Below are 11797 nucleotides of genomic sequence, written 5' to 3'. Positions count from 1 at the left end.
CCTTTAGGTACTCGCTACAAACGAGCACCAGCATTATAAAACTCGTAACTGTGCTAGTACCTAGCTACAGTATTTATACTATAGACAAAAAATTAGCAACTAAAATTATGATTTACATCACACAGTTAATATACATAATAGATGGGCAAGAAGCTATTTTTGACCAATTTGAAGCTGTCGCAATTCCAACGATATTAAAGTATAACGGAAGACTAACTTTAAGAATTCGACCAGATGCAAGTTCTATTATTGAAAAAAATATTGAAACACCTTATGAAATTCATTTGGTAGAGTTTGATTCGCAACAAGATTTTGATAACTTCAAAAAAGATGAGGAACGAAAAAAATTCTTGCATTTAAAAGAGCAATCTATTAAATCTTCTATTTTGATACAAGGTGTGAAACTCTAAATAGACAAACCTTAACAAATAGAAAATAAATTTCTGCGATAACAGAACTTAGCAAATGTGCCCGCGTTAGGGATAGTAGTGGAAAGCCCACAGCTTTTGCGCCTTAGCGCAGAAGCGAGGACTTGTAACGGATAGCCCGACCCCTTGTGGGTAACGCCCAAATTATTTTAAAACTCTTATTAGTTGTTCGAGTGGATTCCTGCATGCGCAGGAATGACAAACTAAATTTTAAACGTCATGACGGGAAGTGTGGAGTGATTTGCCACATCTTCGCCTATGCTGCCCTCGAAGAAATGCGCCAAGCCTTTTCTGCCGTGGGTTGGAATAGCAATGAGGTCTGCTCCTATTTTATTGGCGCAGTTTAAAAGACCTTCTTCTACGGAGTAATCGGCAACATAACAGACATCATCCATTTTATTTAAATTTCTATCGGCTTTTGTTAAAAAATTAACCACCCTTTTTTCTATTTCTTGAGAGCTTTTAAAACGATCGTTTGGTAAATTAACGTGTACGAGATACATTTTTGCTCCAATTTCATGACATAAACTGCTTGCATTTAAATAGGCTTTTATGCCCTCTTCTGAAAAATCACAGGAAAAGGCAACCACATCAAAATGAATATTTGGTAATTCTTTTTTAACGACTAATACTGGTATATCTGCATTCCTTACCACACGTTCTGTATTTGAACCTACCAAATATTCTTTAAAGCCACTTGCACCATGAGAGCCCATTACAATTAAATCGGCTTCATTTTCTATAGCAACCTCATTTACTTCACTAAACACTTTAAAGTGCTTTACAATTGGGGTTAATTTTATGCCTTCTAGAAAATCTTTCTTTAAAAATTTTTCGAACTTTTGTTCTGCTAGTTTAAAGAAATAAACAGCTTTTTGGTTTTGTAAGCCATCTGAAGCAGACAACATAATATCTGACATTTCTAGCATGTGTAACACTAATAGTTCAGCATTATGCTTTTTTGCTAATTTGGCTGCAGTTTTTAGTGCGTATTCAGAGTGTTCTGAAAAATCTATGGGTACAATAATTTTTTTCATCATATCAATTTTTAAGGTTAATTAATCCGTGAAACCTAACTAAAATAGGGTTTTATTAAAAAGTAAATTTGGGTAGTTTGTTTTAAACTGTCATTGAAAACAACTGTGTGTCTGGCTGTTTTCGTTGTAATAACACATCAAAAGCCATACAAACATTACGAACAAATGGTTGCCCTTTTTCGGTAACTTCAAGACTGTTTGCATCAATAGTTATTAAGCCATCTGTCTCCATTTCTTTTAAACGAATTAGAGCATCTGGTAATTCATTAAAATAAGTAGAATCTTTAGTCCAAGATGTTTTAAAACGGCACATTAAATTGAGAATGTGCTGACGAATTACTAAATCTTCATCGTTTAAAATATGCCCTCTATAGACAGGAATAGTATTATCTTCTAAAGAACTGTAATAAGATTCTATAGTTTTAACATTTTGAGAAAACCCATACCAACTGTCGCTAATTGAGGATACTCCTAAGCCAATCATTGCTTGAGTTTTAGAAGCTGTATAGCCCATAAAGTTTCTGTGTAGCTTACCGTTTTCTAGAGATTGATATAATCCATCAGTTTTTAACGCAAAATGATCCATACCAATTTCTTCGTAACCAACTTTAGCAAGTAGCTGTTTACCTAATTCGTATTGTGCTCGTTTTAAATCTGCAGTTGGTAAATCAGAATCATTAAATCCGCGTTGTCCATTACCTTTAATCCAAGGCACGTGTGCGTAACTGTAAAAAGCTAATCTGTCTGGTAATAATTCCTTTGTTTTTAAAATAGTTTCTTTTACGTGCTCTATGGTTTGAAATGGTAACCCAAAAATAATATCGTGGCCTACCGAAGTATACCCTATTTCTCTGGCTAATGCTGTTGCTCTCTTTACGTTTTCAAAAGGTTGAATTCTATGAATTGCTTTTTGTACTGTTTCATTATAATCTTGCACGCCATAGCTTACACGTCTGAACCCGACATCATAAAGTGCTTGTAAATGTTCTTTTGTGGTGTTATTTGGATGGCCTTCAAAACTAAACTCGTGGCTGACAGCCAATTCTGAAGTTCTTAAAATTTCAAGAATAAGATGTTTTAAATTTTCTGGACTAAAAAAAGTTGGTGTACCTCCTCCCAAATGCAATTCCTTAATGATTGGCTTTTCATCGAATAACTCCAAATACAATCGCCATTCTTTTAATACTGCTTCTATATAGGGTGACTCTACACTATGCTGTTTGGTAATGCGCTTATTGCAACCGCAAAACGTGCATAAACTTTCGCAAAATGGTAAATGAATGTATAAACTAAGGCCTTCTTTTGAATTACTCTCTTTAAATGATTTAAAAATAGAGGATTTCCATTTCTCTAAAGAAAATGTGCTTTTGTCCCAATACGGAACTGTTGGATAACTTGTATAACGTGGTCCTGCTATGTTATACTTATTTACTAATGAATTTGACATACCTGATATTTGATATTCAAAATTAATGGATATGAGTTATGGAAAATATGATATAAGTCATGTTCATATTTGTAATTGTTTGTTTAATAGCGTAACTTTCGCTTAACTAAAAACATACAAAACCATGAAAAAATTAAGTCTATTATTTCTTGTATTAGCGGTGTCTTTAACTGCTTGTAAAAAGAAAAAAGAGGAGATAAAAATTGAAGAAGAAGTTACTAAAACTAAAAAAATTAAGATAGCACTTAACTCTAAAAGTGGCACAAATGCTACAGGAAATGTAGTTTTTAAAGAAGATGGAGGTAGTGTAACCATGAATGCCATTGTAAGTGGTTTAGAACCAGGCGAGCACGCTATACATATTCATGCTAAATCTGATTGTTCTTCTCCTGACGGTAAATCTGCAGGTGGGCATTGGAATCCTACCAGCACCCAACATGGAAAGTGGGGTGCGGCTGAAGGCTATCACAAAGGAGATATAGGTAATTTTACTGCCGACGAAAATGGTAACGGTACTATTTCATTTACTACTGATCAATGGTGCATAGGTTGTGGAGACGCAACAAAGGATATTGTTGGTAAAGGTGTAATAGTTCATGCAGGCGCTGATGATTTTACATCGCAACCTTCGGGTGCTGCTGGTGCACGTGTTAGTTGTGCTGGGATTATTGAATAATACCACATTAGAAATAATTTTGAAAAGCTATCATTCTTTGGTAGCTTTTTTTATTGAATATTTAGTATTTTCGGAGAACTTAACTGCTATGAATGGATTTGGATAACCTGATCGTTAAATTTCAACAAAAGGACGAAAAAGCTTTTGAAAAACTATACGGCATGTATAGTGACAGCATGCATGGTGTTATCTATAACATTGTAAGAGATCATACTATTGCCGAAGAGGTTATGCAAGATGTTTTTATTAAGGCATGGCACAAAGCTGATAGCTATTCTGCTAAAAAAGGACGTTTTTTTACTTGGATTTTGAATATTGCTAGAAATGCAGCCATTGATAAAATACGCTCTAAGGCCTTTAAAAACTCAAAACAAAACCTCAACTCTGATTTTTTCGTAGATATAATTGAAGGCAATGAAAGTTTAGATGATAAAACGGATGCCATTGGAATAAAAAAGTTTGTTGGCAAACTTGCTGAAAAATGTAAAAAAGTTATTGAACTTTTATATTTTAAAGGTTATACACAAAGTGAAGCCTCAGAAGCTCTTGAAATGCCAATTGGCACCATTAAAACACGAAATAGAAATTGCATTCAAGAACTTAGAAATATGGTCTTGAACTAAATTATGGATATTAAAGCATACATAGAATCTGGAATCTTAGAGCTATACGTAGCTGGTACACTTTCTGAAAAAGAAAACGAAGAGATCTATGCACTTATGCAACAACATCCAGAAATTCTTCAAGAAGTTCTAGAAATTGAAGCTGCCATAATTAAACTTACCGCCACTACGTCTCAACGTAACAATGACCATATTTTACTAAATGTTAAAAAAGCATTAGGACTTAATAACGATGACACCAAAGTTATTTCTATAGCAAAACCAAAATACAATTGGATTACCTATGCAGGTTGGGCGGCATCAATAGTTTTAGGCGTTGGCTTATTGTGGACAGTAAATCAAAACAAACAATTACAATCTGATATTCAAGTTGCAGAAACGCAACAGTCCTTACTGGAACATCAAATAGAAAACTCTAAAAACAGTCTTAATGAAGCCAATACGCTTATTTCTGTTTTACGAGACGATAACATTTCCAGAATCCCCTTGGCTGGACAAGGCAATTTTGCCAACACATATGCAAAAGTATATTGGGATAAAAATTCAAAACGTATCTTTTTAGATGCACAAGGTTTGCCAAAACCTCCTGAAGGCATGGTTTACCAAGTATGGTCTTTAAAATTGAGTCCGCTTACACCTACTAGTTTAGGTACAATAGACAATTTTAATACCGATGCCAACAAAATCTTCGAAATTGAAAACCAAAACGAAAGTGAAGCTTTTGGCGTTACCTTAGAACCTGCTGGCGGAAGTGCTACTCCTACTATGGAACAGTTGTATACTTTAGGTGTGGTTGGTTAGTATATTTTAACTAAAAAAAGGAACGAAAACCTCTCTCTCTTTAGGCTTAGTAAAACAGGCGATAAATTAAATATTATACTTATTCTTGTTCAATGAATTGGCCACAAGCTGAAATATGAAAACAGTAAAAAGTGAAATAATTGGAGAATTAAAGCAGGACGACCAGTTAAACGATTGGTGGGAAAGCGAACTTATTGAGATTCCGTTTTTTAATAACGATAAATTGAAAATCATATTTACGGATTTCAACCCTGAAAATGACTCGGAATTTATTGAAGAATGGGATAATGCTTTAGAATTATTTCTTGAAAAATCTAAATCTGACAGATTACAACTATCAAATCTAGTTTATAAGAACTGCATGGATTTTCTAAAATTGGTGGAATTTGATGAAGTTGACCAACCACTCTGGGATATAAAAAACAAAAATGACATTTGGAATTATGTCGAGCCAAATGAAATATACATTTCTAGAAGACCTTACAAGGACAAAGATATCTATGTAAATGTAAATTGTGAATGTGATTGGGAACAAGAACATGGTTTACAATTTGTATTCAGACAAGGAAAAAAATAACCAGAATAAGTCCAATTGATGGACATTTGACTTATGCAGATGCTTATGACAAACCCGATAATGAAGATATATTGTTACGTCAATTTAATGATAACGAAAATAAAACAAAATCGGAATGGTGGAAATTCTGGAAATAAAGCAATTTTACCATCAGAGAACTGAGTTAAAAAAACACATAACCTTCATTTTTTTGGAAGTCACTAAACTAAAAACCGCTCCTATCAAAAAACTAGTAATCTAATATTAGTTAGTCAACCAAATTATAAATTTCTTATCACATAATTGTTCATTGGATTTCAAAAAAAAAAAAAGCCTCCAATCACATTTCTGCAACTTGGCGACTTTCATCCTAACAAAAAACCTAAAACCAAACCATCTTTAGGTTTCGAAAAGCAAATTAATTCCCTCTAAAAATTAATCTACTAACCTTAAAAAATTTAAATATTATTAATATGTTGAGCCATTAATGGTCCTAATTCAAATGTACTTTCCAACAATTCTTCTTTCAATATTTTTGCATTATCTAACTTACCGTTTGCTTTATAAATTTCAGCTAAATGGTACATAGCTTCAGGCTCGAATGTTTTTCCAACTACGTAGTTTTCCACAACTTCTAAAGCTTCTTTTACATCTCCATGGTTGTAATATGTCCATGCTAACAGATCGTAAGACTGTGCTGTTGGTCTGTTACTAATCTCTTCATTAGCTATTCTCAAAGCTTCTGCTGTTTTTTTAGAATCTTCAGCAAATAACAACACATTATATTTATTATACATATCACCATATAAACTATTTGCTACAGCATTTTTGTATAATTCTAATTGTGTTTCTTTTTGCTTTACATCGCCTTTAAATTCGGCGATTTCTGCTTTCAACAGATAATAATCTGGTGCGTTATAATTCTCAGTAACGGCTTCTAAAATGCGTAAAGCTTCGTCTGGATTTTTCTCATGTGAATACACAATCCATGCTATCCCTTTTTTAGCATAAGCGTCGTTTTTATCAATTTCTAAAGCTTTTAAGTAATGATTATAAGCTGCTTCTATTTTTCCTGCATGTCCATAATAATCTGCCAAATTAGTGTAAGACCATTGCATTAAATGTTTACTCATATTTGCTTCAGCTATTTCAGTTGCTTTCTTTAAGTAAAGAATAGCATTATTTAAATTACCTTGATGATCGCTCCATTTTGATAATCTAATTAGAAAATCGAAATCTTTATAATTTTCAATTTTAGTTAAATATTGTTTTGCTGCTATTGTATTGCCCAACTCTAAATGCACATCGAAGAGCATTTTTTGGGTGGACTTTAGTTTATCGCCATTTAATTCTGCTTTTTTTAGTAATTCTAAAGCGGATTTAAATTTGTGTTGCGAAATATAATTTCTTGACAAAGCTCTTAAGTAACCAGAGTTTTTATAGGAAGTAGCTTCATTTGCAGCTAACAGACTCTTTTCAGCTTGTATCAAATGGTTTATCTCTCCTGTTTTATTAAATAATAGAGATTGAGATGCTGCAGCCTTTACCAAATATGGAAACTGATTTGGCTCTTTTTCTAGCTTCTTTTCCCAAAATTTATAATCTTGTTGTGCAGCATCTAATATCTCATCTTTTTCTACTTTCAAATAGCGGTTATAATCTTCTGAATTTGTTACTAAAGCTGGTGTAGTTTTATTGATTTCACATCCTACTATTATTAAAAAGATGCTTAAATACATTAAGAGGTTTAAAGGTTTCATTGTCTTTTGTTTTTGTTAGTGATTCTTTTAAATAACCGAGTATGTTTTATCCTAAAACATACTCGGGAGAGATAGCCATTACCATGGAGAGGCTAAGTATGGGAACGATGTTAAAAAGGCTTTATCGTTTGCATCAACATTGTCATTAGATAGAGTTGGGTTCTCAGAAAAATCTTCTCCACCAAAAATCAATAATAACTCTACAGTAATTACATCATCAGCTAAAGCACGACCTGTTAATACATTTGTACCGTCATAAAAAGTTGTTTTTCCATCAAGAGAAACATTTAAAACATCAGTCGCTAAAAGTCCTGTAAAAGCTGTAGCATCCTGCATTAATGCATTTTTATCACCTGAGTTTGCAAATGCAGGACTCAATCCAGTTAAGTTCGTTTCAAACATACTTTGAAATGCTGCGTTTTGTTCAGAAGGAATAGTTACGTTAAACATATCCTTATTTGCTGGAGACACAAAAACAGTATTAACTGCCGGTCTTCCCATTTGGTCTGCTTGTACATAGGTTCCTGAAAAATCAGGTCCTGGAAGTATCGTTATATCGTCATCATTATTCGAGCAATTAAATGCCAAAAATGAAAGTGATAAGGCTAGGGTAAATATTTTTAAAGTTTTCATAATCTATATTTTAAAAAGGTTAATTGTTATTATTTTGTTTTGGTTTCCACCCAAGTATTTATAGTTCCCGAACCACCAATCATAGCTTTAGGCACTTCAACAACAATAGACATTACGTTGGAACCTGCGAATGTATCAGACCCAGGATCATTAAATCCTGATGCTGTTCCTCCAATTATTGCAGAATATTGCGCAAAATCCATAAAGAACGGATCGTCTCTTGGTCCAGCGAAAAAACTCATTCCTCCATTAGTTGCTATGTTAGCACTAGAACCATATTCAGTAATATCAACAAAACCACCAACTGTAGAGTTAGTCTGTATTACACTATTTAATCCTGTTTGCGAAGGTGCAATAGGACCAAAAAAGTACATTTTACCATCTCTTGGTATAGCCTGGATTACTAAATCCTCTACGTTATCCCCTGTATTATCAATATTAATTTCTACAAGAACGCCTTCATCAAAAATTGCGTTTCCTGTATTAGCTGGACTTATTAATCCTTGAACATTTGCCACAAACACTAAATTATTTGTGTCTTCACCTTGAAAGGCATAAAAATCGGTGATATCACTTGTACCACCTTTTACTGCAGGCGCATCTATATGGTCTGCTGCAATTGCGAAGAAACTAGCTACTGCTAATACTCCAACTCCTAAAACTGTTTTTAAATTTTTCATAATTTTGAGGTTTTGTTATTATTAATTTTCACTCTCAGCCATACCTACGAAAAAAAGAAAAGAGTGGTTTTGTTAAAATTTTGTTAAAGAAAAAACTACGTCAATTTCTGCTAAAAGATTACTTTTGCTGAACCCTGATAAAAAGATATGAACCCATCATCAACCGGTTGGATTAAAAAACTGTTAAGCGAAATTGCTTCAAACAACCGCTTTCTTGATTTTAACGAAGAGGAGTTTTATGACGCCCTAAGGAGTTGTGGCTTTGTTTATGGGAGTAACCAAGAAGTAGTTTTACAAATATTTCAAAACAAAGATTTAACTGAAGAAGAGGTTTGTAAGGTGAATTTGTGTTTAGCTTTCTATTATACACACAAAAAATCAAAATGTAACACACCTTTTATTGATAGCGTTATAAACTTTTATACAGAGATTAATGAAATAAAAACTTCCTTTTTTAAGGATTTATTAGGTGGTAAAAAATCTGGAGAACAACTAGAGAATATTATTCGCAAACGTATCCAAATTGATGCAAATGTACTTACCAAAAATTTCAATTATTTTATTATAAATGCATTACTTTATGTAGATGTATTGGCATATCAAGAATATTTAAAACGTGCCTCTTTTTCGATTGATTATATAAAGAAATTAGAAGCCTCCATAGTTGCTATCTCTCTGGATGTATTGAATTCCAAAGAAGAGAAAAATCAGTATGATGAAAGTTTGATAAAATTATTTCAATCCTCATTACGATTTAATGAAAACACCAATTTAAATTATAAAAAGGCAATTAGGGGTATTACTAGTGCACAAGAAAAATATTATGTTCTAGATTTAGCCTGTATGGCTACATGGAGTGACCAAATGATCGATGTAGATGAACAGCATTTTCTAGAAAAGCTTGGAAAAGATTTAGAATTAAGTATTTCTAGAACACAACAATCTATTAAAACGGTAAATCTTTTCTATACTATAAACAAAGATAGTATTGCTCTTTTAAGTTCTAAAAACATTGTTCAGAGTTTTTACAATAACTCTAGTAAAATGGTAAAAAAATTGATTACTAGAAATAGTAAACGCTTATATCAGGAATTAAAAGATAGCAAGGAATTAATGGTTTTACTCTCTCAATCTACTCATAGAGATTTAAGCAAAGAAGAGCAACATAAAGTACAAGAACAATTATTAGATATTTTTAAATCAATACCGAGTCTTGCTATATTTTTACTCCCTGGTGGTGCTCTTTTACTACCTTTAGTAGTTAAATTTATCCCTAAACTGTTACCATCTGCTTTTGATGAAAATAGAATAAAAGACTAAGCGTATTTGTTTTCAATTTATTTCCTGTAGTTTTACAATTACACTAACCACAAAACCACCACATGACATCGTACACTATCCAAGACATTAATAACCTCTTAAAAGGTGAATTAATTGGCAATACAACACAATTAATTGAAGGTCCAGAGCAACTTCAAAATGCTGAAATACAACATATCACATTTATAGGAAGTAGTAAATACATTAAACTTTGGGCAGACTCAAAAGCTTGTGCTGCTTTGGTAAACGATAACTTAACTATAGAACCAGATGAAAATCGAGCACTAATAAAAGTTAAGAATGCCGATTTAGCTATGGCTAAAATATTAGAATTATTCAATCCGCCAGCACCAGAATTTGAGAGCGAAATACACTCAACAGCCGTAATTCATGAAACAGCTATAATTGGCAGCGGTTGTAAAATAGGGGCAAATTGTTATGTTGGTAAAAATGTAACTTTAGGAAACGGTGTTATTTTATATCCAAATGTTTGCGTTTTTGATGAAACAACAATTGGAGATAACACCATAGCTTGGTCTGGAACCGTAATTAGAGAACGTTGTATTATTGGAAGCCATTGTATTTTTCATACCAATGTTAGTATTGGTGCTGATGGCTTTGGATATAGACCAAGTGATGATGGAAGAGGTTTAACAAAAATCCCTCAAATTGGAAATGTTATTATTGGACATCATGTTGAAATTGGTGCAAATTCCTGTGTTGATCGTGCTAAATTTAGTAGCACTATTATTGGAGATGGTTGTAAAATAGATAATTTGGTGCAAATAGCTCATAACTGTATTATGGGACGCTCTTGTATTATGGCTGGACATAGTGGTCTAGCTGGTTCTGTAATCTTAGGTGACGGGGTCATTATTGGTGGTTCTGCATCTATAAAAGATCACACTACTATTGAATCTGGCGCTACTGTTGGTGCAGGTTCTGGAGTGATGAATACTGTTAAGGCTGGTCAAACGGTTTTAGGTTATCCAGCGCAAGATGCTAGAGATATGTTGAAGCAATGGGTAGCGATACGAAAATTGGTAAAGTAATAATAGTTTATTCTTAAGTCTTTTTATATGATGTTATCTAACTTAAGCACACCATAAAAACTCTATTTGGCGCTAGACATTTTTACTTCTAGAAAACACTCTTTTACAGCCTTTAGTAGTTAAATTTATTCCTAAATTGTACCATCTACTTTTGATGAAAACAGAATTAACAAGTTGCCTTTCAACAAAACTGTATTTCTATTCTTCAATAAAATAATAGCTATATTTTCAGGATATTTAAAAACATAATTGTTTTATATCAAACAAGTAAAAACAATTGCATGAAAAATTTATTATTACTGACAATATTTGCATTAACATTTATGAACTGTGAAAGAGATGCGTTAAATGAAGCTCCTCTTGAATCAAAAATTCTAGGTGTATGGGAATTATATCTTGACGAAAATTTAGAATCAGTAATTGATGAATGGACAGGAACAGAATGGACTTATGTAGATAAATGGTTTCAAAACAAAAGAGAGAATTCTAAAATAATATTAGAATTTAAAGATGATGGAACTTTTATAGATCGTTACGCAAATGTAGAAGTTGCAAAAGGAACATGGGGAAAATTAGAAAATGGCAATTACTATTTTGATTATATACAAGATGATACTATAAACGATAAACTTACGCAAACTAGACATATTTCTTTCTATTGTGATAATACTTACTCAATCACTATTGAGGGTAACAACAAGGCTATTTACTACTACAAAACACAAGAAACTAATGAATGTTCTAGCTTAATAAATTATAATGTTAGCGAATAATTAACTAAAAT

At 32.7% G+C, this 11797-nt stretch carries 13 protein-coding genes; 8 read left to right on the top strand and 5 right to left on the bottom strand.

All coding sequences use genetic code 11. The annotated features are described in order from the left end of the window. Positions 1-50 precede the first annotated feature (50 nt). Complete coding sequence (locus AC0L5U_RS18940; RefSeq protein WP_473417991.1) at positions 51-410, top strand: hypothetical protein; 360 nt, start codon at positions 51-53, stop codon at positions 408-410. Positions 411-631: 221 nt separating this feature from the next. Here the strand turns inward: AC0L5U_RS18940 and AC0L5U_RS18935 are convergent, their stop codons facing one another. Continuing rightward, positions 632-1465, bottom strand: coding sequence for a universal stress protein (locus AC0L5U_RS18935; protein ID WP_473418335.1), 834 nt, complete (start codon positions 1463-1465; stop codon positions 632-634). A gap of 82 nt (positions 1466-1547) precedes the next feature. After that, a complete protein-coding gene (gene hemN / locus AC0L5U_RS18930; protein WP_473417990.1) occupies positions 1548-2912 on the bottom strand; it encodes an oxygen-independent coproporphyrinogen III oxidase in 1365 nt (454 codons plus the stop codon). Positions 2913-3036: 124 nt separating this feature from the next. On the opposite strand from hemN, the gene AC0L5U_RS18925 reads away from it, so the two are divergent. From AC0L5U_RS18925 to AC0L5U_RS18910, 4 genes are all read left to right on the top strand, one after another. Then, the gene (locus AC0L5U_RS18925) at positions 3037-3588 is read left to right on the top strand and encodes a superoxide dismutase family protein (protein WP_473417989.1); all 552 of its coding nucleotides are present in this window, start codon (positions 3037-3039) and stop codon (positions 3586-3588) included. Positions 3589-3680: 92 nt separating this feature from the next. After that, the gene (locus AC0L5U_RS18920) at positions 3681-4211 is read left to right on the top strand and encodes an RNA polymerase sigma factor (RefSeq protein WP_473417988.1); all 531 of its coding nucleotides are present in this window, start codon (positions 3681-3683) and stop codon (positions 4209-4211) included. Positions 4212-4214: 3 nt separating this feature from the next. Continuing rightward, complete coding sequence (locus AC0L5U_RS18915; protein WP_473417987.1) at positions 4215-5012, top strand: anti-sigma factor; 798 nt, start codon at positions 4215-4217, stop codon at positions 5010-5012. 115 nt (positions 5013-5127) lie between these two features. Then, entirely contained in the window at positions 5128-5589 is a 462-nt protein-coding gene (locus tag AC0L5U_RS18910; RefSeq protein WP_473417986.1) for a DUF6985 domain-containing protein, read from the top strand. A 437-nt stretch (positions 5590-6026) separates the two neighbouring features. Here AC0L5U_RS18910 and AC0L5U_RS18905 read toward each other — a convergent pair whose 3' ends face one another. The 3 genes from AC0L5U_RS18905 to AC0L5U_RS18895 form a co-directional block, all read right to left on the bottom strand. Continuing rightward, entirely contained in the window at positions 6027-7328 is a 1302-nt protein-coding gene (locus tag AC0L5U_RS18905; protein WP_473417985.1) for a tetratricopeptide repeat protein, read from the bottom strand. Between the two features lie 78 nt (positions 7329-7406). Next, positions 7407-7961, bottom strand: a complete 555-nt coding sequence (locus AC0L5U_RS18900; protein WP_473417983.1) for a DUF4331 family protein — start codon at positions 7959-7961, stop codon at positions 7407-7409. A 29-nt stretch (positions 7962-7990) separates the two neighbouring features. Beyond that, complete coding sequence (locus AC0L5U_RS18895; protein WP_473417982.1) at positions 7991-8641, bottom strand: DUF4331 family protein; 651 nt, start codon at positions 8639-8641, stop codon at positions 7991-7993. A gap of 147 nt (positions 8642-8788) precedes the next feature. Between AC0L5U_RS18895 and AC0L5U_RS18890 the strand changes: the two genes are divergently transcribed. The 3 genes from AC0L5U_RS18890 (at position 8789) to AC0L5U_RS18880 (ending at position 11786) form a co-directional block, all read left to right on the top strand. Beyond that, positions 8789-9961, top strand: a complete 1173-nt coding sequence (locus AC0L5U_RS18890; RefSeq protein ID WP_473417981.1) for an LETM1-related biofilm-associated protein — start codon at positions 8789-8791, stop codon at positions 9959-9961. 62 nt (positions 9962-10023) lie between these two features. Then, positions 10024-11013 (top strand): UDP-3-O-(3-hydroxymyristoyl)glucosamine N-acyltransferase, encoded by a 990-nt coding sequence (gene lpxD, locus AC0L5U_RS18885; RefSeq protein WP_473417980.1) that lies wholly within the window; start codon positions 10024-10026, stop codon positions 11011-11013. A 281-nt stretch (positions 11014-11294) separates the two neighbouring features. Next, on the top strand, positions 11295-11786 hold the full coding sequence (locus AC0L5U_RS18880; protein WP_473417979.1) for a hypothetical protein: 492 nt from the start codon (positions 11295-11297) through the stop codon (positions 11784-11786). Positions 11787-11797: the final 11 nt, after the last annotated feature.

This window comes from Jejuia sp. G7-7, from assembly GCF_055808955.1.
Note: the sequence above shows the minus strand (reverse complement) of the source record. Positions and strands in the feature narration are given on the sequence as shown.